Annotated in this window: 22 protein-coding genes and 1 tRNA gene; 14 read left to right on the top strand and 9 right to left on the bottom strand. The window is 74.3% G+C overall.

What is annotated here, in order from left to right; genetic code table 11:
* Window positions 1–8: 8 nt before the first annotated feature.
* A complete protein-coding gene (locus QC029_RS12910) occupies window positions 9–800 on the bottom strand; it encodes an ABC transporter ATP-binding protein (RefSeq protein ID WP_279555764.1) in 792 nt (263 codons plus the stop codon).
* A 374-nt stretch (window positions 801–1,174) separates the two neighbouring features.
* On the opposite strand from QC029_RS12910, the gene QC029_RS12915 reads away from it, so the two are divergent.
* The 3 genes from QC029_RS12915 to QC029_RS12925 all read left to right on the top strand — a co-directional run bounded on the left by QC029_RS12915 (window position 1,175) and on the right by QC029_RS12925 (window position 2,877).
* Window positions 1,175–1,256, top strand: a tRNA-Leu gene (locus QC029_RS12915).
* Between the two features lie 175 nt (window positions 1,257–1,431).
* Complete coding sequence (locus QC029_RS12920; RefSeq protein ID WP_279555765.1) at window positions 1,432–2,313, top strand: Bax inhibitor-1/YccA family protein; 882 nt, start codon at window positions 1,432–1,434, stop codon at window positions 2,311–2,313.
* A 219-nt stretch (window positions 2,314–2,532) separates the two neighbouring features.
* Window positions 2,533–2,877 carry a hypothetical protein gene (locus tag QC029_RS12925; protein WP_279555766.1) on the top strand — a complete coding sequence of 115 codons (345 nt, stop codon included), beginning with the start codon at window positions 2,533–2,535 and terminating at the stop codon, window positions 2,875–2,877.
* Here the strand turns inward: QC029_RS12925 and QC029_RS12930 are convergent.
* The 3 genes from QC029_RS12930 to QC029_RS12940 form a co-directional block, all read right to left on the bottom strand.
* Window positions 2,861–3,829, bottom strand: coding sequence for a hypothetical protein (locus tag QC029_RS12930; RefSeq protein ID WP_279555767.1), 969 nt, complete (start codon window positions 3,827–3,829; stop codon window positions 2,861–2,863). The genes QC029_RS12925 and QC029_RS12930 overlap by 17 nt on opposite strands.
* 237 nt (window positions 3,830–4,066) lie before the next feature.
* Window positions 4,067–5,287, bottom strand: coding sequence for an acetyl-CoA C-acetyltransferase (locus QC029_RS12935; protein WP_279555768.1), 1,221 nt, complete (start codon window positions 5,285–5,287; stop codon window positions 4,067–4,069).
* A gap of 160 nt (window positions 5,288–5,447) precedes the next feature.
* Window positions 5,448–6,518 (bottom strand): SGNH/GDSL hydrolase family protein, encoded by a 1,071-nt coding sequence (locus QC029_RS12940; RefSeq protein ID WP_279555769.1) that lies wholly within the window; start codon window positions 6,516–6,518, stop codon window positions 5,448–5,450.
* A gap of 257 nt (window positions 6,519–6,775) precedes the next feature.
* Between QC029_RS12940 and QC029_RS12945 the strand changes: the two genes are divergently transcribed.
* Window positions 6,776–8,185 carry a cystathionine beta-synthase gene (locus tag QC029_RS12945; protein ID WP_279555770.1) on the top strand — a complete coding sequence of 470 codons (1,410 nt, stop codon included), beginning with the start codon at window positions 6,776–6,778 and terminating at the stop codon, window positions 8,183–8,185.
* A 313-nt stretch (window positions 8,186–8,498) separates the two neighbouring features.
* Here QC029_RS12945 and QC029_RS12950 read toward each other — a convergent pair whose 3' ends face one another.
* Complete coding sequence (locus QC029_RS12950) at window positions 8,499–8,942, bottom strand: hypothetical protein (protein ID WP_279555771.1); 444 nt, start codon at window positions 8,940–8,942, stop codon at window positions 8,499–8,501.
* A 208-nt stretch (window positions 8,943–9,150) separates the two neighbouring features.
* Here QC029_RS12950 and QC029_RS12955 point away from each other — a divergent pair, with 208 nt between their 5' ends.
* The gene (locus QC029_RS12955) at window positions 9,151–10,017 is read left to right on the top strand and encodes a MurR/RpiR family transcriptional regulator (RefSeq protein WP_279555772.1); all 867 of its coding nucleotides are present in this window, start codon (window positions 9,151–9,153) and stop codon (window positions 10,015–10,017) included.
* A 190-nt stretch (window positions 10,018–10,207) separates the two neighbouring features.
* Window positions 10,208–10,831 carry a hypothetical protein gene (locus QC029_RS12960; RefSeq protein WP_279555773.1) on the top strand — a complete coding sequence of 208 codons (624 nt, stop codon included), beginning with the start codon at window positions 10,208–10,210 and terminating at the stop codon, window positions 10,829–10,831.
* Here QC029_RS12960 and QC029_RS12965 read toward each other — a convergent pair.
* A complete protein-coding gene (locus QC029_RS12965) occupies window positions 10,812–12,311 on the bottom strand; it encodes a diaminopimelate decarboxylase (RefSeq protein ID WP_279555774.1) in 1,500 nt (499 codons plus the stop codon). The genes QC029_RS12960 and QC029_RS12965 overlap by 20 nt on opposite strands.
* Window positions 12,312–12,420: 109 nt before the next feature.
* Here QC029_RS12965 and hutU point away from each other — a divergent pair, with 109 nt between their 5' ends.
* The 4 genes from hutU to hutI are packed head-to-tail and all read left to right on the top strand — an operon-like array spanning window position 12,421 to window position 18,015.
* The gene (gene hutU / locus QC029_RS12970) at window positions 12,421–14,148 is read left to right on the top strand and encodes a urocanate hydratase (RefSeq protein ID WP_279555775.1); all 1,728 of its coding nucleotides are present in this window, start codon (window positions 12,421–12,423) and stop codon (window positions 14,146–14,148) included.
* A 23-nt stretch (window positions 14,149–14,171) separates the two neighbouring features.
* Entirely contained in the window at window positions 14,172–15,395 is a 1,224-nt protein-coding gene (locus tag QC029_RS12975) for an allantoate amidohydrolase (protein WP_279555814.1), read from the top strand.
* Window positions 15,396–15,451: 56 nt separating this feature from the next.
* A complete protein-coding gene (locus QC029_RS12980) occupies window positions 15,452–16,798 on the top strand; it encodes a formimidoylglutamate deiminase (protein WP_279555815.1) in 1,347 nt (448 codons plus the stop codon).
* Window positions 16,798–18,015, top strand: a complete 1,218-nt coding sequence (gene hutI, locus QC029_RS12985; RefSeq protein ID WP_279555776.1) for an imidazolonepropionase — start codon at window positions 16,798–16,800, stop codon at window positions 18,013–18,015. The genes QC029_RS12980 and hutI overlap by 1 nt, the downstream gene beginning before the upstream one ends.
* Before the next feature lie 200 nt (window positions 18,016–18,215).
* On the opposite strand, the gene QC029_RS12990 is transcribed toward hutI, so the two are convergent.
* Window positions 18,216–19,130 (bottom strand): RNA polymerase sigma factor SigF, encoded by a 915-nt coding sequence (locus QC029_RS12990; protein ID WP_279555777.1) that lies wholly within the window; start codon window positions 19,128–19,130, stop codon window positions 18,216–18,218.
* Between the two features lie 256 nt (window positions 19,131–19,386).
* On the opposite strand from QC029_RS12990, the gene QC029_RS12995 reads away from it, so the two are divergent.
* Both QC029_RS12995 and QC029_RS13000 read left to right on the top strand, forming a co-directional pair.
* The gene (locus tag QC029_RS12995) at window positions 19,387–19,770 is read left to right on the top strand and encodes an STAS domain-containing protein (RefSeq protein ID WP_279555778.1); all 384 of its coding nucleotides are present in this window, start codon (window positions 19,387–19,389) and stop codon (window positions 19,768–19,770) included.
* Between the two features lie 186 nt (window positions 19,771–19,956).
* Window positions 19,957–20,472 carry an anti-sigma regulatory factor gene (locus tag QC029_RS13000; protein ID WP_279555779.1) on the top strand — a complete coding sequence of 172 codons (516 nt, stop codon included), beginning with the start codon at window positions 19,957–19,959 and terminating at the stop codon, window positions 20,470–20,472.
* Between the two features lie 548 nt (window positions 20,473–21,020).
* Here the strand turns inward: QC029_RS13000 and QC029_RS13005 are convergent.
* On the bottom strand, window positions 21,021–22,520 hold the full coding sequence (locus tag QC029_RS13005) for a peptide MFS transporter (RefSeq protein WP_279555780.1): 1,500 nt from the start codon (window positions 22,518–22,520) through the stop codon (window positions 21,021–21,023).
* A 405-nt stretch (window positions 22,521–22,925) separates the two neighbouring features.
* Between QC029_RS13005 and QC029_RS13010 the strand changes: the two genes are divergently transcribed.
* Window positions 22,926–23,603 carry a response regulator transcription factor gene (locus QC029_RS13010; RefSeq protein WP_279555781.1) on the top strand — a complete coding sequence of 226 codons (678 nt, stop codon included), beginning with the start codon at window positions 22,926–22,928 and terminating at the stop codon, window positions 23,601–23,603.
* A 110-nt stretch (window positions 23,604–23,713) separates the two neighbouring features.
* Window positions 23,714–25,039 (top strand): ATP-binding protein, encoded by a 1,326-nt coding sequence (locus QC029_RS13015; protein WP_279555782.1) that lies wholly within the window; start codon window positions 23,714–23,716, stop codon window positions 25,037–25,039.
* On the opposite strand, the gene QC029_RS13020 is transcribed toward QC029_RS13015, so the two are convergent.
* Entirely contained in the window at window positions 24,965–25,507 is a 543-nt protein-coding gene (locus QC029_RS13020) for a GtrA family protein (RefSeq protein ID WP_279555783.1), read from the bottom strand. The two genes, QC029_RS13015 and QC029_RS13020, sit on opposite strands and share 75 nt — an antisense overlap.
* Window positions 25,508–25,550 lie beyond the last annotated feature (43 nt).

A 25,550-nucleotide genomic window follows, 5' to 3' on the forward strand; every position in this document is an offset into this window, starting at 1 on the left:
GGGGCGGGTCAGCTGGTGCGGCCCCGGGCGTCGAACGCCTTCATGCGGTCGAGGACGCTCTCGGCGGTGGGGTCGGCCATGTCGTCGACGATCCGGCCGTCGGCGAGGAAGACCACCCGGTCCGCGTACGAGGCGGCCACCGGGTCGTGGGTCACCATGACGACGGTCTGGCCCAGTTCCCGCACCGAGTTGCGCAGGAAGCCCAGCACCTCGGCGCCGGAGCGCGAGTCGAGGTTGCCGGTCGGCTCGTCGCCGAAGACGATGTCGGGCTTGGAGACGAGCGCGCGGGCCACCGCGACGCGCTGCTGCTGGCCGCCGGAGAGCTGGTTGGGGCGGTGCTTGAGCCGCCCGGACAGGCCCACGGTCTCCACGACGCGCTCCAGCCAGCCCTGGTCGGGCCTCCGGCCCGCGATGTCCAGCGGGAGCGTGATGTTCTCCAGCGCGTTGAGCGTCGGGAGGAGGTTGAAGGCCTGGAAGATGAAGCCGATCTTGTCGCGGCGCAACCGGGTGAGCTTCTTCTCCTTGAGGGAGGACAGCTCAGTGCCGCCGATCCAGGCCGAGCCGCCGGAGAACGAGTCCAGGCCGGCCATGCAGTGCATCAGCGTGGACTTGCCCGAGCCCGACGGGCCCATGATCGCGGTGAACTGCCCCTGCCGGAACTCCACGGAGACGGAGTCCAGGGCCACCACCTTCGTCTCGCCCTGGCCGTAGACCTTGCTCAGGTCCACGGCGCGGGCGGCCGCGGCGCCGGCGGGGGCGGGGGGCGCGGAGAGGGCGTCGGAGGGGGTGCTGGTGGTCACGGGGAGGGACTCCTGTCACAGCGGCTTGACGGATCCCCTCCATCGTCCGTGCGAAACCGGCCACCCGCATCCGTCCCCGAACCGGTCTCGGAGGGAGTCTTCGGGGGGACCGCGGAGGGCCGGGTCATCCCTGAGGAGGAGAGGGCACCCTGACGCCTTCCTGTGGCTGGGCAGCGACTTTCCGTCATTCCTGGAGACGCCGTGGAGGTATGTGATCCTCTGTGAAGAGGGGCGCGCGCCGCTGATGCGCCATCAGTTGCCAATAAAATCAGACAACCTGAGTTCGAAGCCCCGTTGTCCGGGCGAGTGCCACAGATAGGCTCGTTGAGCGTCCAGGGGAGGGCCGTAGCCAGCCGTACGGTCCATGAGCCGGTGCCCGGATGGTGGAATGCAGACACGACGAGCTTAAACCTCGTTGGCCTACAGGCCGTGCCGGTTCGAATCCGGCTCCGGGCACACCGGACCCCCGCGGCCCCCTCGCGGCCCCCCTCGCGGGGCATCACCGGCGCGACGCCGGGTACCGGAACAATCACGACTCCTTCCTTCGTTCTTGCCAGTGCACTACCGTGCGGTCTTTGCTAAAGCATTACTCTTGAGGAAGGGCCGCGCGGTGCGGCCATGGAGGAGTGAGATGAGGAGCAGTAACCCGGTCTTCTCGCGACGGGGATTCAGCCGAGACAACGGCTACGCCGGTTTCGACGCCACGCAGCAGCCGCAGGCCGGGAACCCGTACGCCGCCAACCCGTACGCGACCGGCCCCCAGTCCGCCAACCCCTACGCCACCAACCCGTACGCCCAGCAGCCCCAGACGGACGGGCGGCCGGGCTTCCCGCCGGCCGCCCCGCCGCAGGCCGGCCGGATGACGATGGACGACGTCGTCGCCCGTACGGCCATGACGGTGGGCCTGGTCGTCGCCATGGCGACCGTGGCGTGGGTCACCGACCTGTCGCTCGGCCTGGCCCTCGGCGCGATGCTGATCGCGCTGGTCCTGGGCCTGGTGCAGTCCTTCAAGCGCAAGGCGTCGCCCCCGCTGATCCTGGCCTACGCCGCCTTCGAGGGCCTGTTCCTCGGGGCCATCAGCAACTTCGTCGACAGCCGGATCGCCAGCGGCGCGGCGATGCAGGCGGTGCTGGGCACCATGGCGGTCTTCGCCGCCGTGCTGTTCATGTACAAGGCCCGCATCATCCGCGTCACACGGCGCTTCTACCGCTTCGTGATGGCGGCCGCCATCGGCTTCGTCCTGCTGATGGGGATCAACCTGCTGTTCGCCGTCTTCGGCGGCGGTGACGGCCTCGGCTTCCGCAGCGGCGGCCTGGGCATCCTGTTCGGCGTCATCGGCATCGTGCTCGGCGCCGCGTTCCTCGCCCTGGACTTCAAGCAGGTCGAGGACGGCGTCGCCTACGGCGCCCCCCGCGAGGAGTCCTGGCTGGCCGCCTTCGGTCTGACCCTGACCCTGGTCTGGATCTACCTGGAGTTCCTGCGGCTGATCGCCATCCTGCAGAGCAGCGACTGATCCCGGCGGCCCGGCCGCCGGCCGGACCGGGAGGGACCTGTGAGGGGCCCCGGGGCATCCCGCCCCGGGGCCCCTCCGTATGCCGTCCGTACGCCGTCCGCTTGCCGTTCGTGTGCCGTCCACAGGTCATCGCGCGCCCTCCGCGTCCGCGCCGCGCCCCCGGGGCCCGCGGCGCCCGCCCGTTGGCGGCGGTGCGCGCACGGCGCATAGGGTTGCGCCGTGCTCGACGTGACCCCCCTGCTGACCGCCGTGGACCGCTTCGCCGACCGGCTGCGGGCCATGCCGCAGAGCGCCCTGGCCCGGGGCGCGGCGGCCGAGGGACTGGCCCTGGCCGGGGAGCTGGCCGCCCGCGCCCAGCGCCTGGAGTTCCCCGGCCGCACCCCCCGCCGGCTGCCCGACGCCGGCCTCTTCGCCGTCGGCGACCAGCTCGCGGTGGCCGGGCACGACCTGGCGGAGGCGCTGCGCACGGCCGGCGGGGGAGCCGGCGCCGGGACGCGGGAGCTGGCCGAGGCCGTGGCGCTGGTGGAGGCCGCCGAGTCCGCCGCGCTCAGAGCGAGGCGATGACCCGGTCCGCCAGGACGTAGACGCTCTCCTCGCCGCAGGCGAAGGTCAGGGCGTACGCGCCGGAGACCCCCGAGCCGCCCAGCAGCACCGGCGCGACGCCCTCGCGCAGCGCGGCGGCGAGCCGCTCGGCGGTCTCGCGGTGACCCGGCGTCATGCAGACGGTGGTGCCGTCGGCGAAGACGTAGACGTCCAGCGTGCCCAGCGGGCCGGGCCGCACGTCGGTCAGCGGCGTACGGCGCCCGGCCAGGTCCGCCAGCCGCCGGCGGGTGTCCTCGTGGTCCGAGGAGTGGTCCGAGGAGTGGTCCGAGGAGTGGTCGGAGAGGTGCTCGGAGGAGGGGCCGGCGGGTTCGGGGACGACGGGTTCGCCGCCGAGGTCGTAGCCGGGGTGCGAGGGGTGGCGGCGGCGGGCGGCGGCCAGCTCCGCGGACTCGGTTCCGGTCCCGCTCCCCTCGCCCCGGCCCTCGGAGGCGGGCGCGGGCGGCCGCAGGGCGTTCGGCCCGGGCTCGGCGCCCTCCCGGTCCGTCTGGCGCGGTACGAACGCCTCGCCCTCGTGCGTACCGCCGCCCAGGGCGTGCTCCAGCAGCGCGTCGAGCAGCGCCGAGTCCAGGGCGGCGCCCTCGTACTCCGTACCGCGCCCGTCCGGCAGCACGCTCTCGGCGCGCGCGTCGCGCGCCTCCTGGGCCGCCCAGAAGGCGCGGGCCTCGGCCAGCTCGCGCTCGCGCTCCTCGGCGAGGGCGTCGGCGACGGCGGACCGGATCTCCTCGACGTCCGGGGACGTACGCGCCGGGGGGACGGCGGCGCGGGCCAGGGCTCCGCGCGCCTCGGCCGCGGCGAGCTGCACGCGCAGCTCGGTGAGCCGGCGGCTCAGCCCCCGGGCGGTGTGCAGGGCGGCGCCGCCCAGAGCCGCGGCGACGGCGGCGGCCAGCAGCAGGATGAGGGATATGGCGCTCACTGACGTACTCCCGATTGGAACTCCGATCCCTGAATTCCTACCGCAGCCCGCCGGGAATCTCCTGTCGAACGGTGCGCCGGGCACCCCCAAAAGGGCGTGCGAGCACCTCCGTGCGGACCAACGGAACCCCTGTGAGCAGGGAAGACGGCGAGCCCCCAGGACATAGATCACATCCTGGGGGCTCTTCGGTCTCGTCGGCGTATCGACGGTGAGTCAGATCACACCCGGGCGGCCGGATCAGCTCAGGCGCTCGATGACCATGGCCATGCCCTGGCCGCCGCCGACGCACATCGTCTCCAGGCCGAACTGCTTGTCGTGCCACTGGAGGGAGTTGATCAGCGTGGTGGTGATGCGGGCGCCGGTCATGCCGAAGGGGTGGCCGACGGCGATGGCGCCGCCGTTGACGTTGAGCCGGTCCAGGTCGATGCCCAGGTCCCGGTAGGAGGGGATCACCTGGGCGGCGAACGCCTCGTTGATCTCCACCAGGTCGATGTCGTCGATGGTCAGGCCGGCCAGCTTCAGCGCCCGCCTGGACGCCTCGACCGGGCCCAGACCCATGATCTCGGGGGACAGGCCGGAGACGCCGGTGGAGACGATCCGGGCCAGCGGGGTGATGCCCAGCTCGCGCGCCTTGGTGTCGGACATGATCACCAGCGCGGCGGCGCCGTCGTTGAGCGGGCAGCAGTTGCCCGCGGTGACCATGCCGTCGGGGCGGAAGACGGGCTTGAGGCCCTGCACGCCCTCCAGGGTCACGCCCGCGCGCGGGCCGTCGTCCGCGGAGACCACCGTGCCGTCGGGCAGGGTGACCGGGGTGATCTCGCGCTCCCAGAAGCCGGAGGCGATGGCCTTCTCGGCGAGGTTCTGCGAGCGCACGCCGAACTCGTCCATGTCCTGGCGGGTCACGCCCTTGAGGCGGGCGAGGTTCTCGGCGGTCTGGCCCATGGCGATGTAGACGTCCGGCAGCTCGCCGTCCTCGCGCGGGTCGTGCCAGCCCTCGCCGCCCTTCTCGGCGCGGGCGGCGGTACGGGCCTCGGCGTCGGCGAAGATCGGGTTGTGGGTGTCGGGCATGCCGTCGGAGGTGCCCTTGACCGAGCGGGAGACCGTCTCGACGCCGGCCGAGACGAACACGTCGCCCTCGCCGGCCTTGATGGCGTGCAGCGCCATGCGCGTGGTCTGCAGCGAGGACGAGCAGTAGCGGGTGACGGTGCAGCCCGGCAGGTGGTCCATCCCCAGCTGCACGGCGACGACCCGGCCGAGGTTGTGGCCCTGCTCGCCGCCGGGCAGACCGCAGCCCAGCATCAGGTCGTCGATCTCGGTCGGGTCCAGCTGCGGCACCTTGTCGAGCGCGGCCCTGACGATCCCGGCGGTCAGGTCGTCCGGGCGGACGTCTTTGAGCGAGCCCTTGAAGGCGCGTCCGATCGGCGAACGGGCGGCTGAGACGATCACGGCTTCGGGCATCACGGCTCCAGGGAACGAGGGCGGAGGGCTGTGGATGCTTGGAAACTACCGGTCCGTAAGGCGGCGGTCACGACTCGCCACGTGTGATCCGGGCCTCTTTTCTAAGCGCTTGCTCAGTCCGCGCCGGATCCCCGTGCCGTCCCGGGCCCCCGCGGCGCCCTCAGCGGGGCGGGCGGGCGCCCGGAGCGACGGCGCCCGCCGGCTCGGGCGCCCCCGGTCTCTCGGCCACCGCGATCACCCCGGCCACCGGCAGCCGCCGCCGGCGGCGGTGCTTCAGCAGCGCCAGGGGGCCGCGCGCCGCCGTGACCTCCGTACCGGCCTCGTCCGCCGCCACGGCCGCGGCGCGTTCGACCGGGAGGATGCCCTCGCGGCGGGCGGCGTCGGGGCGCTCGTCCTCCGGCCACAGGCCCAGCGCGGCGCAGAGCGTGGGCAGGAAGGCCATGGCGGCGGTCGCGTAGCCCTCCGCCGAGGGGTGGTAGTTGTCGGGACCGAACAGCTCCCTGGGGTTCGCCTCGAACTCCGGGCCCAGCAGGTCGCCCAGCGAGACGGTGCGGCCGCCCCGTTCCACCACCGCGATCGTCTGCGCCGCCGCGAGCCGGCGGCTCATCCGGCGGGCCAGCCAGCGCAGCGGCTGCGCGACCGGCTCGACCGTCCCCAGGTCCGGGCAGGTGCCCACCACGACCTCGCTCCCGGCTCCCCGGAGCCGCGCCACCGCGTCCCCCAGCAGCCGCACCGAGACGGCCGGCGGCACGCGGTGGGTGACGTCGTTCGCGCCGATCATGATCACGCACACGTCCGGGGCGCCGCCCCCGTCGGCCCCGCCCTCCGCCAGCAACCGCGTCACCTGGCGTTCCAGGTCGTCCGAACGCGCCCCCGACAGCGCCACGTTGCGCAGCCGCACCGGCCGCTCCGCCACCGCCGCCAGCCCCGAGGCCAGCAGCGCGCCCGGGGTCTGCCGCGGCCGGTGGACGCCCTGCCCGGCGGCGGTGGAGTCGCCGAGCAGCGCCAGCCGCAGCGGCGTGGCCTGCGCCCCGGGGCCGCAGTGGGCGAGAGCCGATCCGTACACCCCGTCCGCCGCCGGCGGTACGTCCTCCGAGCCGCCCACCCGGCGCCTGGCCAGCCGCGCCTCGGCCAGCAGCAGCCCCACGGCGGCCCCGCCGAGCAGCCCCGCGCCCCCGCCCCCGTACGCCGCCGCGGTCGCGATCCTGCGCGCCACGCGCGCCGTGGACACCGTTCCGGATCCACCTCTGGACACCCTGGACACCCTTGACACCGGGACCTCCGATCCGCCGCGCCCCCGCAGCCCTTCCGCACCCCGTACGCGTGGCCCGCGCGCCCGGCACGCGGCCCGTGCGACACCCACACGTCACTACCGGTGTCCTGCCCAGTACAGGCCGCCGCGCAACGCGCGTCAACGGACCTCCAGCGCCCCCCTAGGCTGGCTGTACGGGCAGGCGACGGCGACTGCCCCCGAATGCGGAGAACCAGGTGCAGTTTCACGAGTCGATGATCGAGCTTGTCGGCAACACCCCGCTGGTCAGGCTGAACAACGTGACGGCGGGAATCCAGGCCACCGTCCTGGCGAAGGTCGAGTACTTCAACCCCGGCGGTTCGGTGAAGGACCGGATCGCGATCCGGATGATCGAGGCCGCCGAGCGCTCCGGCGAACTGAAGCCGGGCGGCGTCATCGTCGAGCCCACCTCCGGCAACACCGGGGTCGGGCTGGCGATCGTGGCCCAGCAGAAGGGCTACCGCTGCATCTTCGTCTGCCCGGACAAGGTGTCCACGGACAAGATCAACGTACTGCGCGCCTACGGGGCCGAGGTCGTGGTCTGCCCCACCGCGGTCGACCCCGAGCACCCCGACTCGTACTACAACGTCTCCGACCGGCTGGTGCGCGAGACGCCGGGTGCCTGGAAGCCGGACCAGTACAGCAACCCGAACAACCCGCGCTCCCACTACGAGACCACCGGCCCCGAGCTGTGGGAGCAGACGGGCGGCGGGATCACCCACTTCGTGGCCGGCATCGGCACCGGCGGCACGATCACCGGCACCGGCCGCTACCTCAAGGAGGTCTCCGGCGGGACGGTGCGGATCGTCGGCGCCGACCCGGAGGGCTCGGTGTACTCCGGCGGCTCGGGGCGCCCCTACCTGGTGGAGGGCGTCGGCGAGGACTTCTGGCCCAGCGCCTACGACCGCGAGGTGACGGACGAGATCATCGCCGTCTCCGACAAGGACTCCTTCCAGATGACGCGGCGGCTGGCGCGCGAGGAGGGCCTGCTGGTGGGCGGCTCCTGCGGCATGGCGGTGGTCGCGGCGCTGCGCGTGGCCGAGCGCCTCGGCCCGGACGACACGGTCGTCGTGCTGCTGCCGGACGGCGGGCGCGGCTACCTCTCGAAGATCTTCAACGACGAGTGGATGGCGGACTACGGCTTCCTGGAGGAGGGCGAGCCCACCCAGGCCCGCGTCGGCGACGTGCTGCGCCGCAAGGAGGGCGGGCTGCCGTCGCTGGTGCACATGCACCCGGAGGAGACGGTCGGCGAGGCCGTCGAGGTGCTGCGCGAGTACGGCGTCTCGCAGATGCCCGTCGTCAAGCCCGGCGCCGGGCACCCGGACGTGATGGCGGCCGAGGTCGTCGGCTCGATCGTCGAACGCGACCTGCTGGACGCGCTGTTCACCGGGCGCGCGAAGCTGGACGACCCGCTGGAGCCGCACATGAGCGCGCCGCTGCCGCAGGTCGGCTCGGGCGAGCCGGTCGCCGACCTGATGACGGTGCTGGAGCGGGCCGACGCGGCGATCGTGCTGGTCGAGGGGAAGCCGACCGGTGTGGTCAGCCGCCAGGACCTGCTGGCGTTCCTCGCCCGGGGCACCGGCTCGAAGGACGGCGGCGCGCAGTAGTACCCAGCCGTCACGGCTCCGCAAAACGCGGTTAACAACCGTCGGGCACTGTGGTGTCCAACGGCGCGGGGAACTCCGGAGCGGCTCCCGGACTCCCTCGAGCGCCCTGGACGCGGGCCCGACCCGGCCACGCGTCCCCGCGGGGACCGCCGTCGTCCCGCCCCTGGTGTCCGCACCGGGGTGCGGCGGTCCCCGCGCAACCCCTCCTCCCGCACGGCGCCCCCCGTACGGCACCCGTGCGCGCGACCCCGTACGCGCCGCCCCCGCGGGCCCCGGGTCCGCGGGGGCGGCCGTCGCCGGTCGTCCCGGCCGGTCAGTCGTCCCAGTCGCCGGCCGCCCGGTGGCGCTCCTCGCGGCGGGAGCGGGACCACGGGAAGCGCCCCGAGGAGTGCACGGCGTTGACGCCGACGATCCCGGCCCAGCAGACCAGCAGCCCCGGCAGGTCCGCGTTCACCACGGCGATCGCCGACAGCGGGATGGCCAGGACCAGCGAGATCGCGGCGAGACCGAAGGTGGCGCCCGGCTCCTCCGGGGCGGACCCGCCCGGGGAGGCCGGGGCGTCGCGGGCCTCGGCCATCTGCCGTTCGGCCATCCGGCGCCGCACCCGGCGGTCGATGACGGAGTCCAGGCGCCGGTCGACCTTCTCCAGGAAGGAGTCGATCAGCTCCGACTCGTACTCCGGCCCGAGCTCCCCGCGCGTCTGCAGGGTCGCGTCGAGCTCTTTCCTCAACTCGGGATCAGGGCCGTGGGCATCCATGGACCTCACGCTACGGGCGCGGACGCGCCGGGTCGGTGGGGCTAGCCCCCGGATCCGCCGGGGGGTCCTCCAGGGGCGGCGGGGGCCGGGGCGGGCCCGGAAGGAGCGGTCCGGAAGGCGGGGTCCGGGAGCGCGCCGTGCCGGTCCGCGCCGATACTGAATAGGGTCATGCGGGCAGGGGAGCGCTGAAGAGGGGCAGGTGGGCACGGTGAGCGGTGCGGGCGCGCGGCTGCTGAAGCTGTTCGAGGGGCACCGGCTGACCCCCACCCAGCGCCGGATCGCCCACTGCATGGTGCGGCGCGCGGACGACGCCCCGTTCCTGTCCAGCGTGGAACTGGCGGAGCTGGCCGGGGTGAGCCAGCCGTCGGTGACCCGCTTCGCCGTGGCGCTGGGCTTCGACGGCTACCCGGCGCTGCGCAGGCACCTGCGCGAGGCCCGCCCCCTGCCGTCGGCGGACGGTACCCCCGACGCCGGGCCGGGCACGGCGGACGGCGACGGGGGCCGCAACGCGTACCAGCAGGCCGTGCAGGCCGAGATCGACAACCTGCGCCGGCTCGCCGCGCAGCTCGCCGACCCCGCCCCCGTCGCCGAGGCCGGGCGCCTGCTGGCCGCCTCCCGGCCGCTGCCCGTCCTGGGTCTGAGGGCCGCCGCCGCGCAGGCCCGCGGCTTCGCGTACTTCGCCGCCAAGGTGCACCCGGACGTACGGCTGCTGGACGAGGGCGGCTCGATGCTGGACGACCGCCTCGACGCCGCCGTGCGGGCGGGGGCGAGCACGCTGCTGTGCTTCGCGCTGCCCCGCCATCCGCGCGAGGCGGTGGCGGCGCTGGAGCGCGCGCGGGCGGCCGGGCTGCGGATCGTCACCGTCGCCGACAGCGCCTTCGCACCCGTCGTCCGCCCCGGCGACCTGCTGCTGCCGGCCGCCGTCGGGACCGCGCTGTCCTTCGACACCGCCTGCGCGCCCATGATGCTGGGACGGGTGCTGCTGGAGGCGATGTGCGACGAACTGCCCGACGCGCAGGCCCGCTTGGAGGAGTTCGACACGCGCGCCGCCGAGCGGGGCCTGTTCGCCGAGTGACCGGGCGGCCGTCCGGGCGGTTCCCGCCGGTCTCTCAGGAGAATCTCATCCTCCCTCACTACGCTTCCGCACCGACGAGCCGTGACGCCGTGGCGCCGTGACGGCACGCACGGGCACGCACGGGCACGCACGGCACGCAGCCGAACGGAGACGGAGACCGGAGAACACCGGAGAACAGAGGAGGACTGCCGTGGGACGGGGAGCGTACGCACTGGCGAGGGTCGCGGTGTACGTGCGGACGGCGGGCACCGCGCTGTGGTGGACCGGCGTGGTGGCCGCGGGCACCGGCCTGGCCGTACCGGGGCTGACCGGGCGGCGCGTCGGGCTCCTGGGCGGGGCCGCGCTCTTCCTCGTCGCCGCGGCCGTCGCCTTCCTGGCGCGCCGCCGCCGCTGCACCGGGCTGGCCGGGTCGGCGTCGGCGGCGGGCAAGTGGGTGGTGCTCCACGACCGCGCGGTGACCGTGCGCGCCTGGCTGCGCAGGCGCCGCTGGTGGCTGGCCGCCGCCTTCCTGGCCGCGGTGGCCTCCTCCCTGGCCGCGCCGGCCGCGGGCGGCATGCTGCTGGCCGGAACCGGCGCGGGCCTGTGGGCCAAGGCGGTGTGGCTGGGCCGCTGGGAGCGGCGCAACGAGAAGCTGCTGTGGGTGCGCCCGGAGTGGGCGGACGGGCGCAGCCCGGCCCGCGGGGGCGTGCGCGGCTGGATGACCACCGGCCCGCTGGCCGGGGACGCCGCGCCGGGCGGCGCCCGCCGCCGCCCCGCGCCGGGCGGGGTCCGGGAGCGCCGCCCCCGGGCGCGGGTCACGGCCGCGGCGCGGTGAGCGCGTCGCGCTGAGCCCCGCCGGACGCGGCGACGAGGTCGTCGAGCGTCTGGGGCGGCCGTACGGTCGCGAAGCGCACGCCGTCCGGGCCCGCGCCGTCCGTACGGCCGCCGCCGTCCCCGTCCCCCGCGACGGTGAAGCCGTACACGCCCGGCCTCGGCAGGCTGTTGTAGTCGAACGGGGTGGAGAAGTAGTACGCGCCCGTGTCCAGCAGCGCCACCAGGTCGCCGGCCTCCAGCTCCGGCAGCTCCCGGCCGCGCGCCACGAGGTCGCCGGCGAAGCAGCAGGGCCCGGCGACGTCCTGCACCACGCGGGGGCCCCGCTTGGGGCGGCCCAGGCCGTCGTAGGCGGCGACCCGCAGCGGCCACGCCTCCGGCGCGAAGACCGTCCGCACGGCGACCTGGGCGCCCGCGTGGGTGACCGCTATCGGGCGGCCCCCGGAGCTCTTGGCGTACTCCACCCGGGCCAGCACCAGCCCGCACTTGGCCAGCACCGACCGCCCGAACTCGGTGACCAGCCCGTACCGGCCGTCGAACAGGCCGGGGACGGTCCGGCGCAGCAGCCGGGCGTACTCGGCGAAGGTCGGGGCGGTCTCGTCGGAGCCGAAGTTGACCGGGAGGCCGCCGCCGATGTCGAGGGTGTCGATCCGGCGCTCCCCGGCGGCCCGGTTGATCTCCTCGGCCAGCTCGTAGGTGGCCGCCACGCCCGCCGCCATCATCTCCAGCGCCATGCCCTGGGAGCCGACGTGGCAGTGCAGCCGGGTGATCCAGGGGCGCTCCACACAGGCGCGTACGACAAACTCGCGCGCCCCCTCGTCCCGGAGCGCGAACCCGAACTTCGAGGTGGCCGTCGCGGTGCTCATCGCGCCGATGCTGCCGCCCCCGAGCTGCGGGTTGACGCGCAGGCCGACCGGTGAGGCGGACCGGCCGCCGGAGGGGGAGGGCAGGGCGCCGGGCGCCATCAGGGCGTCCAGGCGCTCCAGCTCCTGGCGGTTGTCCGCGTTGAGCGCGATGCCCAGCTCCAGGGCCTCGCGCAGTTCGCCGACGGTCTTGGCGGGGGAGTCCAGGACGATGCGCTCCGGGCCGACGCCGGCGGCCCGGGCCAGGGCCAGCTCGCCGGGGCTGGCGACCTCGCAGCCCAGCCCGCAGTCGGCGAGCAGCCGCAGCACGGGGACGAGGGAGGACGCCTTGACCGCGAAGGAGTGCAGCACGGGCCGGCCGGGGGCGGTCACCTCGTCGAAGGCCGCGTGCAGGGCCGCCGCCGTCTCCCGCACGGACGCCACGTCCAGCAGGGCCGCGACCGGGTGCTCGTCGGACAGCAGCCCGCGGGCGACGGCCGCCCGTACGGCGGCCTCGCGGCGGGCGACGGCCGCGGCGGCGCCCGGGGACCGGCCTGCGCCCGGGGACCGGTCGGCGGCGGTCGCGGCCGGCGGGGCTCCGGGAGACTCCGGCGGTACGGCGGCGTGGTGCGTATCAACCATGTGCACAAGACAAACACGACCGGCGCGCGCGGACGACACCACCCGTTGACTAGCTCTATTCACTGCATAGAGTGTCTGTAGTAACCGATTCAATCGGAGGCAGGGGACCATGGCAGATCTCTCAGGGCCCTCGGGTCCGCGACCGGTACGGGCCCCGCGCGGCACCGGGCTCACCGCCCGGGGCTGGCAGCAGGAGGCCGCGCTGCGGATGCTCCGGAACAACCTCGACCCCGAGGTCGCCGAGCACCCCGAGAAGCTCGTCGTCTACGGCGGCACCGGCAAGGCGGCCCGCGACTGGCGCTCCTTCGACGCCATGGTCCGCACCCTCACCACCCTGGGGCCGGACGAGACGATGCTCGTGCAGTCGGGCCGCCCGGTCGGCGTGCTGACCACCCACGAGTGGGCGCCGCGCGTGCTGATCGCCAACTCCAACCTGGTGGGCGACTGGGCCACCTGGGAGGAGTTCCGCCGCCTGGAGGCCCTCGGCCTCACCATGTACGGCCAGATGACGGCCGGCTCGTGGATCTACATCGGCACCCAGGGCATCCTCCAGGGCACCTACGAGACCTTCGCCGCCGTCGCCGCCAAGCGCTTCGGTGGCTCGCTGGCCGGGACGATCACCCTCACCGCCGGGCTCGGCGGGATGGGCGGCGCCCAGCCGCTGGCGGTCACCATGAACGGCGGCGTCGCCCTCTGCGTCGACTGCGACCCCCGCGCCGTCGAACGCCGCATCGAGCACCGCTACCTCGACGTGCGCGCCGACTCCCTCGACCACGCCCTGGCGCTGGCCACCGAGGCCCGCGACGCGCGGCGCCCGCTGTCGATCGGCGTGCTGGGCAACGCCGCCGACGTGGTGCCGCGCCTGCTGGAGATGGGCGCGCCGATCGACATCGTCACCGACCAGACCTCCGCCCACGACCCCCTCGCGTACCTGCCGCTGGGCGTCGACCTCGCGGACATGGCCTCCTACGCCGCCGAGAAGCCCGCCGACTTCACCGCGCGGGCCCGGGAGTCGATGGCCCGGCACGTGGAGGCCATGGTCGGCTTCATGGACGCCGGCGCCGAGGTCTTCGACTACGGCAACTCCATCCGCGGCGAGGCCCGGCTGGCCGGCTACGAGCGGGCGTTCGCCTTCCCCGGCTTCGTACCCGCCTACATCCGGCCGCTGTTCTGCGAGGGCAAGGGCCCCTTCCGCTGGGCCGCGCTCTCGGGCGACCCGAAGGACATCGCGGCCACCGACCGCGCCGTCCTCGACCTCTTCCCCGAGAACGAGTCCCTGGCCCGCTGGATCCGCATGGCCGGGGAGCGCGTGCACTTCCAGGGCCTGCCCGCCCGCATCTGCTGGCTCGGCTACGGGGAGCGGGACCGGGCCGGGGAGCGCTTCAACGACATGGTGGCCTCCGGCGAGATCTCCGCCCCGCTGGCCATCGGCCGCGACCACCTGGACTGCGGATCGGTGGCCTCCCCGTACCGCGAGACCGAGGCGATGCTCGACGGCTCCGACGCCATCGCCGACTGGCCGCTGCTCAACGCCATGGTCAACGTGGCCTCCGGCGCCTCCTGGGTCTCCATCCACCACGGCGGCGGCGTCGGCATGGGCCGCTCGATCCACGCCGGGCAGGTCACCGTCGCCGACGGCACCCCGCTGGCCGGGGAGAAGATCCGCCGGGTGCTCACCAACGACCCGGGCACGGGCGTCATCCGCCACGTCGACGCCGGGTACGAGCGGGCCGGGGAGGTCGCCGCCGAGCGCGGGGTGCGCGTCCCGATGCGCGAGGGCGGCGCGGACGGGGGCGGCGCGGACGGAGGCGGCACGGGCGGGGGAGGCGCCGCGTGAGGCGGGGCGCGTCCTTCCACGCGATGTGGCGGGAACTGCTGCCCGTCGGGCGGTCGGCGGCCACCGGCGGCTACCGGCGCCACGCCTGGACCGGCGCGGACGCCGACTGCCGGGCGTGGTTCCGCGAGCAGGCCGAGGCGCGCGGACTGGCGTACGAGGTGGACCGCAACGGCAACCAGTGGGCCTGGCTGGGGGACTTCCGGAACGCCGCCGCCGGGGACGCCGTGGTCACCGGCTCGCACCTGGACTCCGTGCCCGACGGAGGCGCCTTCGACGGCCCGCTGGGCGTGGTGTCGGCCTTCGCCGCCCTCGACGAGCTGCACGGGCGGGGCGTACGCCCGGCCAGGCCGCTGGGCGTGGTCAACTTCACCGACGAGGAGGGCGCCCGCTTCGGCCTCGCCTGCGTCGGCTCCCGGCTGGCCGCCGGGCAGCTCACGGCCGAGCAGGCCCGGGAGCTGCGCGACGACGAGGGGACCTCGCTGGCCCGGGCCATGGAGCGCGCCGGGCACGACCCCGACGCGATCGGTCCCGACCCCGAACGGCTCGCCCGCGTCGGCGCGTTCGTCGAACTCCACATCGAGCAGGGCCGCAACCTCGCCACCGGCGCCGCCGACGCTCCCGCCACCGCCGGCGGGCGCGCGGTGGGCGTCGCCTCCGCGATCTGGCCGCACGGCCGCTGGCGGTTCGACTTCCACGGCGAGGCCAACCACGCCGGGACCACCCGCCTGGAGGACCGCCGCGACCCGATGCTGACGTACGCCACCACCGTTCTGGCCGCCCGCAAGAAGGCCCGGCTGGCCGGGGCGCTGGCCACCTTCGGCAAGGTCGCCGTGGAGCCGAACGGCGTCAACGCCATCGCCTCCCTGGTCCGCGGCTGGCTCGACTCCCGCGCCCCCGACGAGGAGACCCTCGCCGCCGTCGTCGCCGAGATCGAACGCTCGGCCACCGAGCGCGGCGCCCGCGACGGGGTGCGGGTGGCGGTCGTGCGGGAGTCCGCCACGCCCGTGGTGGAGTTCGCCCACGACCTGCGCGACCGCATCGCCGCCCGGCTCGGCGGCGCACCCGTGCTGCCCACCGGCGCGGGGCACGACGCGGGCATCCTCTCCGCCGAGATCCCCACCGCCATGCTCTTCGTGCGCAACCCCACCGGCGTCTCGCACTCGCCCGCCGAGTCGGCCCGGGAGGACGACTGCGTCGCCGGGGTGCGGGCACTCGCCGACGTACTGGAGGACCTGGCGTGCCCGTGACCCCGAACGACCCCGCCGCCCGCGCCGCCCCCGGCGGTCCGGCGGCCCCCGAGGCCGTGTACTGGGCCGAGCACGCCTGGATCGGCGGCACCGTCGAGCCCGGCGCGGTGATCGAGACGGCCGGCGGCCGGATCACCGCCGTGCGCACCGGGGTGCCCGCCCCGCCGCCCGGCGCCGAGCCGCTGCGCGGCCTGACCGTCCCCGGGCTGGCCAACGCCCACTCGCACGCCTTCCACCGGGCCCTGCGCGGCACCGTCCAGGTCGGCTCCGGCACGTTCTGGACATGGCGCAGGGTGATGTACTCCGTCGCCGACCGCCTCACCCCCGAGAGCTACTTCGCCCTGGCCCGGGCGGTGTACGCCGAGATGGCGCTGGCCGGCATCACCGGCGTCGGCGAGTTCCACTACCTCCACCACGCCCCCGGCGGCACCCCCTACGACGACCCCAACGCCATGGGGCACGCCCTGATCGCGGCCGCCGCCGAGGCCGGCATCCGCATCACCCTCCTCGACACCTGCTACCTGGCCTCCGGCATCCTCAGCGCGCGCCGCGGCAAGGCGCCCGACCGCCACCAGCTCCGCTTCAGCGACGGCAGCGCCGACGCCTGGGCCGAGCGGGCCGCCGCCCTGCGGCCGTCGGGCGACCACGCCCGCGTGGGCGCCGCGATCCACTCGGTGCGCGCCGTGCCCGCCGCCGAGCTGGCCACCGTCGCCGACTGGGCCCGGCAGCGGGACGCGCCCCTGCACGTCCACCTCTCCGAGCAACCCGCCGAGAACGACGCCTGCCTGGCCGTCCACGACCGCACCCCCACCCGGCTGCTGGCCGACCACGGCGTGCTCGGCCGCCGTACCACCGCCGTCCACGCCACCCACCTCACCGACGCCGACATCGCCCTCCTCGGGGACTCGGGCACCCGGGTCTGCATGTGCCCCACCACCGAACGCGACCTCGCCGACGGCATCGGCCCCGCCGCCGCGCTGATGCGCGCGGGCTCGCCGCTGTGCCTGGGCAGCGACAGCCACGCGGTGATCGACCTGCTGGAGGAGGCCCGCGCCATGGAGCTGGACGAGCGGCTGCGCACCCGTACCCGCGGCCACTGGACGGCGTCCCAACTGCTGCGCTCCGCGACCGAGTTCGGCCAGGCGGCGCTCGGCTGGCCGGAGGCGGGGCGGCTGGAGGCCGGCTGGCTCGCCGACTTCGCCACCGTCGCGCTGGACACGGTGCGCACCGCCGGGCCCCCGCCCCGGCTGGCGGCCGAGACGGCCGTGTACGCGGCGACCGGCGCCGACGTGCGCCACACCGTCGTCGGTGGTCGCCACGTGGTGCGCGACGGGGTACACCGGAGCGTGCCGGACGTCCCCGCGGCCCTGGCGGACGCCATCCAGCAAGGAGCAGCCCGCTGATGAGCACCCCGATCAACCCCCTCGGCACCACCCCCACCACCAGCACCCTCGTCACCAGCATCGCTACCCTGGTCACCAACGACCACCACTCCTGCGCGGCGGCCGAGGACACCCCCCTCGGCCTGGTCCGGGACGCGGCCGTCGTCATCGAGGGCGACCGCATCGCCTGGGTCGGCACGGAAAGCGAAGCACCTGCCACCGACGGTCGCGTCGACGCGGGCGGCCGGGCGCTGCTGCCGGGCTTCGTCGACTCCCACTCCCACCTGCTCTTCGGCGGCGACCGCACCGAGGAGTTCAGCGCGCGCATGTCCGGCCGCCCCTACTCCGCGGGCGGCATCCGCACCACCGTGGAGGCCACTCGCGCCGCCACCGACGAGCAGCTCGCCGCCACCCTCGCGCGCCACGTCCGCGAGGCGCTGCGCCAGGGCACCACCACCCTGGAGACCAAGTCCGGCTACGGCCTCACCGTCGAGGACGAGGCCCGCGCCCTGCGCATCGCCGACAGCCACGTGGACGAGGCCACCTACCTCGGCGCCCACGTCGTGCCCCCCGAGTACGCCGGCGACCCGGACGGCTACGTCGACCTCGTCACCGGCCCCATGCTCGCCGCCTGCGCCCGCTACGCCCGCTGGGTGGACGTCTTCTGCGAGCGGGGGGCCTTCGACGGCGACCAGGCCCGCGCCGTCCTCACCGCCGGGATCGCCCACGGCCTGGTCCCGCGCGTCCACGCGAACCAGCTCGGCCCCGGCCCCGGCGTGCGGCTCGCCGTGGAGCTCGACGCCGCCTCCGCCGACCACTGCACCCATCTGTCCGACGCCGACGTCGACGCCCTGGCGAACAGCCGCACCGTCGCCACGCTGCTGCCCGGCTGCGAGTTCTCCACCCGCTCGCCCTACCCCGACGCCCGCCGCCTGCTGGACGCCGGCGTCACCGTCGCGCTGTCCACCGACTGCAACCCGGGCTCGTCGTACACCAGCTCCATGCCCTTCTGCGTGGCCGTCGCCGTCCGCGAGATGGGCATGACGCCCGACGAGGCCGTCTGGTCCGCCACCGCGGGCGGCGCCGCCGCGCTGCGCCGCATCGACATCGGCCGGATCACCCCCGGCGCCCGCGCCGACCTCGTGCTCCTGGACGCGCCCTCGCACGTCCACCTGGCCTACCGGCCCGGAGTCCCGCTGGTGGCGGCGGTCTGGCAGCGCGGTGCGCGCGTGCTGTGAGCCGCTGTGGGCCGCTGTGGGCCGCGGGCCGTTCCGGGAACGGCCGAGGCCGCCCCGGCGGTTCGCCGGGGCGGCCTCGGCGCCCTCGAAGGCCGGACGGAAGTCAGACGGAGGTCAGGGGACCAGAGGGGTGATTTCCGTGGGCCGCAGGAGTGACGGGAGCGAGAAGGGGCACGCTCCGGTCGGAAGGGGGGAGTGGATCACTCCTCGACCAGCAGCCCCTTCCGGAGCCTGCCCAGCGTCCGCGAGAGCAGCCGGGAGACGTGCATCTGCGAGATGCCCAGCTCCTCGCCGATCTCGGACTGGGTCATGTTCGCCACGAAGCGGAGGGAGAGAATTCTGCGATCACGAGGTGAGAGCTCGGCGATCAGCGGCTTGAGGGACTCCACGTACTCGATGCCCTCCAGCCCGTGGTCCTCGTAGCCGATGCGGTCGGCGAGCGCGCCCTCCGTCTCGTCCTCCTCGGGCTGGGCGTCGAGGGAGCTGGCGGTGTACGCGTTGCTCGCGGCCATGCCCTCGACCACCTCCTCCCGGCTCAGACCCAGGCGGTCGGCCAGCTCGCCGACGGTCGGGGAGCGGTCGAGCTGCTGGGCGAGCTCGTCCCCGGCCTTGGCCAGGTCCAGACGGAGCTCCTGGAGACGCCGGGGTACGCGCACCGACCAGGAGGTGTCGCGGAAGAAGCGCTTGATCTCGCCCACGATCGTCGGCATGGCGAAGGTCGGGAACTCGACCCCGCGGCCGATCTCGAACCGGTCGATCGCCTTGATCAGGCCGATGGTGCCGACCTGGACGATGTCCTCCATGGGCTCGCTGCGGGAACGGAACCGGGCGGCGGCGAACTTCACCAGCGCGAGGTTGAGCTCGACCAGCGTGTTGCGGACGTACGCGTACTCGTGCGTGCCCTCCCGCAGCGTCTGCAGACGCTCGAAGAGGGTCTTGGACAGGGCTCGCGCGTCCAGCGGCCCCACCTCGCCGTACGGCGGGATCTCGGGAAGCCCGAGCCGCCAGGACAGGGCCTCGGCCTGCTCCGGGCCCACCTCCGGGAACCCGCTCCCGAGCTGCTCGGGCGAGACGATCGACGACGCGGCGGGCGATGCGTCGAGCCGGGGTGACATGGTGCCTCCATCATTCTCGGCATATGGCTGCCGGAGCCGTTCCTGCACTACGGGGTGCGGCGCCTCCAAGCCGACGTGTTTTAGTGGTTCCTCCTACGCCTACCTGCTCCTGCGGGGCGATGGCAAGTGCTGGTTGTCCGAATATGACCCAATGTGCTGGTTGTGCGGCTACCGGTTGCGGCTGTAAGGGCGTAGGGTTCGAACGTCCATCTCCGGACAGCAGTGATCGGCCACTAGGAATGTTGAAGGGGTGTACATGGACCGCGGGGTGCCCGGCAGCACCAGCCACCGGGGTCGACTGACGGTCGACGTACAGCGCCACGGCGCAAGTCTGGTGGTGACGCCTGACGGCGAACTCGACCACCACACCGCCGATCTGCTGCGGGAACCGCTGGAGCGCTCGCTGGAAGACGGGGAGAAGCTGCTCGTCGTGGACTGCTCGAAGCTGGAGTTCTGCGACTCCACCGGGCTCAACGTCCTCCTGGGGGCCAGGCTGAAGGCGGAGGCGGCCGGAGGCGGGATCCACCTGGCCGGAATGCGTCCGGTCGTCGCGCGCGTGTTTGAGATCACCGGCGCCGACGGCGTGTTCGCCCTCCACGAGACCCTGGCCGACGCGCTGAAGGAGACCGCGCAGTCCTAGGGTTCCGTGCCCGTCGTGAGCCGGCCCGTGACCAGAGTGTTACGCCCGGAACACGACTCCGGCGAAAGAGATGGGTGTTCTCCCGCCTGCGCAGGGCAGGAGACTCCCTGAAATCCCTCCGAAACTCAGTTGTCCGCAGACCAAGCGAAGACCGACGAATTGGTCAACCGGTGAGGTGAAGCACTGATGAGCACCACCCGGCCGCAACCGGCGGGCGATCGCGGCCCGGAGCCGGAGGGCACCGCCGCGACCGCAGCCGCACCGGTCGGTCAGGTGCGCGAGATGCGCCAGGTACGGCGGCTGCGGCTCATGGGGGCGAGCGGTGCCGTGCCCCGTGCCCGTGACTTCACCCGCCAGGCGCTTCACGACTGGGGCTGGCTGCCCGCGGCCAGCCCCGAGCAGCGCGCCGCGGCCGAAGACGCCCTGCTCGTGGTCTCCGAGCTGGTGACGAACGCCTGCCTGCACGCCGACGGTCCCGAAGAGGTGCGCATAGGCTTCGGTCCCAAACTGCTGAGGATCGAGGTGGCCGACCGCGGCGCCGGCCTCCCCTCGCCCCGCACCCCGCACCGTCCCGGGCGGCCGGGCGGGCACGGCATGTTCATCGTCCAGCGGCTCTGCCTGGACTGGGGCGTGGTGCGCCACCCCGACGGAACGGCCGGGAAGACGGTCTGGGCCGAACTGGCCGGACCGGACGCGGACTGAGCCGCCCTTCCTCACCAGGAGTACGACCCCCACCGCCGGGTCCCCCTCGGGACTCGGCGCACTCGTGTCCGGGCGCCCGCGCCCGGAGCGGGTACGGCGGGGGCGGGACGTGCAGGGGAGGCGGCGGCCGTCGGTGGGCACCCGGACCGGCGACGGCGGCGCGTACGGGATCTCCGTCCCGCTGCCGGAGGCGCCGTCCGGGGACTTCGTCGAGCACCGCGCCGACCGCACCGGGTGCCGGGTGTCGGCCGGTCTCGCCGGGCGCCACCGGCGACGGTCCCACCGCCGAGGTCAGCCGGCGCCGTGCGGCTCGGCGGCGACGATCCCGGCCCCCGCCTCCCGCCCCCGCCCCCGCCCCGGCACGGGCGCACGGCACCGCTCGTACGCCCGGGGACGGGTCCGGGTGACGGCGCCGCGGCGGGCGGGCACCGCCCGCGTCGGCGGCTTCGCGGCGGACCGGGATCCGGCGGCGGAACGGGCCGGGCCCCGGTCCTGTGACAGGACCGGGGCCCGGCCCGCCGTGCGGTGGGGCCTTGACGCCCGGAGCGTTACTTCACGCCGCTCATCAGGGCGCGGATCCGCTTGCCGGCCGTCATGAAGGCGAAGCCCGCGGCCACGGCGACCACGCCCCACATGGTGTAGTACGCGGCGTCGCCCATCGGCTCGTTGAGCTGGGTCGCCCAGCCGTTGAGGGCGTTGCCGGTGGCGGTGGCGAGGAACCACAGGCCCATGATCTGGCCGACGAACTGCTTGGGGGCCAGCTTCGTCGACAGCGACAGGCCGACCGGGGACAGGCACAGCTCGCCGAGGGTCTGCAGCAGGTACACGCCCAGCAGCCAGAAGACGGTGACCTTGCCGGTCTCGCTGTTCGCCGCGGCGGCGCCCGCCAGGCCCATCAGGCCGAAGGAACCGCCGATGAGCAGCATGGCCAGGGCGAACTTCATCGGGGCGCTGGGCTCGCTGTTGCGCCTGGCCAGCCACACCCACAGGCTCGCGAAGAGCGGCGCCAGGACGATGATCATGACCGGGTTGACCGACTGGAACCACGAGGCCGGGAACTCCCAGCCGCCGATCATGCGGTCGGTGTCGTTGTTCGCGAAGATCGTCAGCAGCGAGCCGGACTGGTCGTAGATCATCCAGAACAGCACGGCGGTGACGAAGAACCACACGAACGCCTTGACGCGGGGGCGGTCCCCCTCGGTCAGCTCCGGGTTCCGGTACATCGAGGCGAAGTACAGGACGGGGACGACGACGCCGAGGACGGCCAGGAAGTTGACGATGTGCTCGATGTCGTACGTGCCCATCGCCAGGTCCAGGGCCAGCGCGGCGACGGCCAGGCCGGTCCACAGGCCGACCTTGCGCAGCACGGCGCGCTTCTCCTCCGGCGAGGCCGGGGTGCCGGGGTGGCGGCCGACGTCGCCGAGGTAGCGGCCGCCCAGCACGTACTGGATCACGGCCATGGTCATGCCGACGCCGGCGACGGCGAAGCCCAGGTGCCAGTTGACGTTCTCGCCCAGGTAGCCGACCACCAGCGGCGCGAACATGGCGCCGATGTTGATCGACATGTAGAAGATCGTGAAGCCGGCGTCGCGGCGGGCGCCGGACTGGCCCTCGTAGAGGCCGCCGACCATCGCCGAGATGTTCGGCTTGAGCAGGCCGGTGCCGACCGCGATCAGGCCGAGGCCGACGAAGAACGCCACGTCGGACGGGATCGCCAGCGTGTAGTGGCCCAGGGCGATGACGATGCCGCCGACCAGGACCGCCTTGCGGGCGCCCCACAGGCGGTCGGCGACCCAGCCGCCGGGCATGGCGGCCATGTAGACGACGGCGTTGTAGACGCCGTAGATCGCCGCGGCGAGGGCCTCACGGCCCGCGAGGGGACCCTCGAGGACGCCCGCGATCAGGTAGAGGACGAGGATGGCGCGCATTCCGTACCAGGAGAAGCGCTCCCACATCTCCGTCATGAAGAGAGTGGCCAGACCGCGGGGGTGGCCGAAGAAGGTCTTGTCGGTGGTGCCGACGGAGTCCTTCGTCAGGCTGGACGCCATGGTGATGGTTCCTTGCTCGGTCGGGACGCGCACGATGTGGTGGGTACGCGCCCGGGCGGGTGGTCGGCTCCGTGCTCCGCGCCCCCGTCCGCGCGTGCCCGGTCCTGGCCGACAGTTCCTGCGGCGCCGTCGTACGTCCGGGCCCGGGGTGGGGCCGGACGGGCCGGCTTCCGGGACAGCCTCCGTACGGGGCTCCTCGGCGAAGAGGCCCCGGCGCCCGACTGCGCCCGGAGCCGCCGATTCCGGACAACGCCTCGGTCAGGGTACGCCACCGCACCTCGTGCTCCCGGCGGACGACAGGGGGGAAGAGGCGCATGTCACACGGGTCGCCGGGAACCGCGGCGGGGTTCGCTCCGGTTCCGCGCGGACCGCCGGGGCCGCCGCCGCGAGGTCTACCATCGGGCCATGACCCGAGTACTGCTCGCCGAGGATGACGCCTCCATCTCGGAGCCGCTGGCCCGAGCCCTGCGCCGCGAAGGGTACGAGGTCGAGGTGCGCGAGGACGGCCCCAGCGCGCTCGACGCCGGACAGCACGGGGACATCGACCTGGTCGTGCTCGACCTCGGCCTGCCCGGCATGGACGGACTGGAGGTCTGCCGCCGGCTGCGCACCGAGGGGCACACCTTCCCCGTCCTGGTGCTGACCGCGCGCGCCGACGAGGTGGACACGGTCGTCGGCCTGGACGCGGGCGCCGACGACTACGTCACCAAGCCGTTCCGGCTGGCCGAGCTGCTCGCCCGGGTGCGGGCCCTGCTGCGGCGCGGCGCCGTCGAGCCCGTCCAGCCCGCCGCCACCCACGGCGTGCGCATCGACGTCGAGTCCCACCGGGCGTGGATGGGGGACGAGGAGCTCCAGCTCACGGCGAAGGAGTTCGACCTGCTGCGGGTGCTGGTGCGCGACGCCGGCCGCGTCGTCACCCGCGACCAGCTCATGCGCGAGGTCTGGGACACCACCTGGTGGTCGTCGACCAAGACCCTCGACATGCACATCTCCTGGCTGCGCAAGAAGCTCGGCGACGACGCGGCCAACCCCCGCTACATCGCCACGGTCCGCGGCGTCGGCTTCCGCTTCGAGAAGGACTGACGGCCGCGGGCCCCGCGCGGGTCCGCACGGAAGCACCGAAGCACCGAGCACCGAAGCACCGAGCACCGAAGCACCGAGCACCGCGAGATCCCGAAGGGCTGGCGCCGGCCATGCGCAGACGTCTGATCAACTCCACGCTGGCCGTGGTCCTCGTCGTGATCGCGGTCTTCGGGGTCTCCCTGGTCATCGTCGAGACCCGCACCATCGAGGAGAGCGCCCACGAGAGCGTCCGCTCCGACGCCGCACGGCTGGTCTCGGTCGTCGAGAGCCGCCTGGTCGCGGAGGAGAGCGTGACCGCGGCGTCCATGCGCTCCCAGGTCCCGCAGGACCGCTACGTCCGCATCGAGCTGCCCGGACGGCCCCCCATCGAGCTGGGCGAGCGCCCCGGCGCGGGCGCCATCGAGGGACGCGCGCGCGAGCCGGGCAAGGTCGCCGTCACCGTCCAGCAGGACGACGACCGGGTCCGCGAGGAGGTGGGCCGGACCCTGGCGATCATCCTGGCCGTGGCGCTGCTGGCGGTGATAGCGGCGGTGCTCCTGGCCGTGCGGCAGGCCCGCCGCGTCGCGGCCCCTCTCACCGACCTCGCCGAGACCGCCGAGCGGCTCGGCTCCGGCGACCCGCGCCCCCGCCACCGGCGCTACGGAGTGCCCGAGCTCGACCGGGTGGCGGACGTGCTGGACGCCAGCGCCGAGCGGATCGCCCGGATGCTCACCGCCGAGCGGCGGCTGGCCGCGGACGCCTCCCACCAGCTCCGCACCCCGCTGACCGCGCTGTCCATGCGGCTGGAGGAGATCGTCGCGGCGGCTGATTCCGTCGACCCCGCCGATTCGGCCGGCACCGCCGGCGCCTCCGGCGCCTCCTCGGCCACCGACAGGACCGCCGCCTCCACCATCAGGGAGGAGGCGCTGATCGGGCTCGCGCAGGTGGAGCGGCTGACCGACGTGGTGCAGCGGCTGCTGACGAACTCGCGCGACCCGCGTTCGGGCTCGGCCGTGGGCTTCGACCTGGACGAGGTGGTCAAGCAGCAGATCGAGGAGTGGCGTCCGGCGTACCGCAAGGCGGGCCGGGCCATCGTCCGCTCCGGCCGCCAGGGCCTGCGGGCGGTGGGGACTCCGGGCGCGGTGGCGCAGGTGCTGGCCACGCTCATCGAGAACGCCCTGATGCACGGTGACGGCGCGGTCGCCCTGCGCACCCGCATCGCCGGGAACCAGGTCGTGGTCGAGGTGACGGACGAGGGGCCGGGCGTCGATCCGGAACTGGGGGCGCGGGTCTTCGAGCGCACGGTCAGCGGGCGCAACTCCACGGGTCTGGGACTGGCCGTCGCCCGCGACCTGGCGGAGGCCGACGGGGGGCGGCTGGAGCTACTTCAGCAGCGCCCGCCGGTCTTCGCGCTCTTCCTCAGCCGCGAGGCCGACGAGCCGGCGGCGGGGGATTGAGGCGGCGCGCGTCCCGGCCCCCTCGCGCGCCCGCACCTCCCCGCGGAAGACCCAGGTGCGGTACGCCCAGAAGCGGAAGACGGTGGCGGCACCGAGGCCGACGACGTTCTTGGCGATGTTGTCGGCCAGCGGCGAGTCGAGGCCCAACCCGTAGTGCGAGATCGCCAGGGCGCCGTTCTCGATCACCAGGCCGATGCCGCTGAACAGCATGAACAGGCCGGCCTCGCGGTGCATCCGGCTCTTGTCGGTGTGCCGGTAGGTCCAGTAGCGGTTGCCCAGGTAGTTGGTCCCGATGGCGACCGCGGTGGCTATCACCCCCGACCGCACCGGGGCCAGGCCCAGGCCGTGGATGCAGAGGTTGAAGACGGCCACGTTGACGAGGAAGCCGAAGGCGCCCACCGTCCCGAACTTGGCCAGCTCGCGCCGCAGCCGCAGCAGCCGGGAGCGCAGTGCGTGCCGTTCACCCATAGTGATCCACTCGCCCCGTTCTCTCGGCTCTCGCGCGGCCCCG

The sequence above is a fragment of the Streptomyces sp. DH37 genome (genome assembly GCF_029813835.1).
Lineage (GTDB): Bacteria > Actinomycetota > Actinomycetes > Streptomycetales > Streptomycetaceae > Streptomyces.

What these genes read in the sequence shown, in the direction of transcription:
- QC029_RS12920 (WP_279555765.1), top strand. Translation starts at nt 1,432, where the DNA reads ATGAGGAGCAGTAACCCGGTCTTCTCGCGACGGGGATTCAGCCGAGAC.
- QC029_RS12935 (WP_279555768.1), bottom strand. Translation starts at nt 5,287, where the DNA reads ATGCCCGAAGCCGTGATCGTCTCAGCCGCCCGTTCGCCGATCGGACGC.
- QC029_RS12950 (WP_279555771.1), bottom strand. Translation starts at nt 8,942, where the DNA reads ATGGATGCCCACGGCCCTGATCCCGAGTTGAGGAAAGAGCTCGACGCG.
- QC029_RS12965 (WP_279555774.1), bottom strand. Translation starts at nt 12,311, where the DNA reads ATGGTTGATACGCACCACGCCGCCGTACCGCCGGAGTCTCCCGGAGCC.
- hutU (WP_279555775.1), top strand. Translation starts at nt 12,421, where the DNA reads ATGGCAGATCTCTCAGGGCCCTCGGGTCCGCGACCGGTACGGGCCCCG.
- QC029_RS12975 (WP_279555814.1), top strand. Translation starts at nt 14,172, where the DNA reads ATGTGGCGGGAACTGCTGCCCGTCGGGCGGTCGGCGGCCACCGGCGGC.
- hutI (WP_279555776.1), top strand. Translation starts at nt 16,798, where the DNA reads ATGAGCACCCCGATCAACCCCCTCGGCACCACCCCCACCACCAGCACC.
- QC029_RS12990 (WP_279555777.1), bottom strand. Translation starts at nt 19,130, where the DNA reads ATGTCACCCCGGCTCGACGCATCGCCCGCCGCGTCGTCGATCGTCTCG.
- QC029_RS12995 (WP_279555778.1), top strand. Translation starts at nt 19,387, where the DNA reads ATGGACCGCGGGGTGCCCGGCAGCACCAGCCACCGGGGTCGACTGACG.
- QC029_RS13000 (WP_279555779.1), top strand. Translation starts at nt 19,957, where the DNA reads ATGAGCACCACCCGGCCGCAACCGGCGGGCGATCGCGGCCCGGAGCCG.
- QC029_RS13005 (WP_279555780.1), bottom strand. Translation starts at nt 22,520, where the DNA reads ATGGCGTCCAGCCTGACGAAGGACTCCGTCGGCACCACCGACAAGACC.
- QC029_RS13010 (WP_279555781.1), top strand. Translation starts at nt 22,926, where the DNA reads ATGACCCGAGTACTGCTCGCCGAGGATGACGCCTCCATCTCGGAGCCG.
- QC029_RS13015 (WP_279555782.1), top strand. Translation starts at nt 23,714, where the DNA reads ATGCGCAGACGTCTGATCAACTCCACGCTGGCCGTGGTCCTCGTCGTG.
- QC029_RS13020 (WP_279555783.1), bottom strand. Translation starts at nt 25,507, where the DNA reads ATGGGTGAACGGCACGCACTGCGCTCCCGGCTGCTGCGGCTGCGGCGC.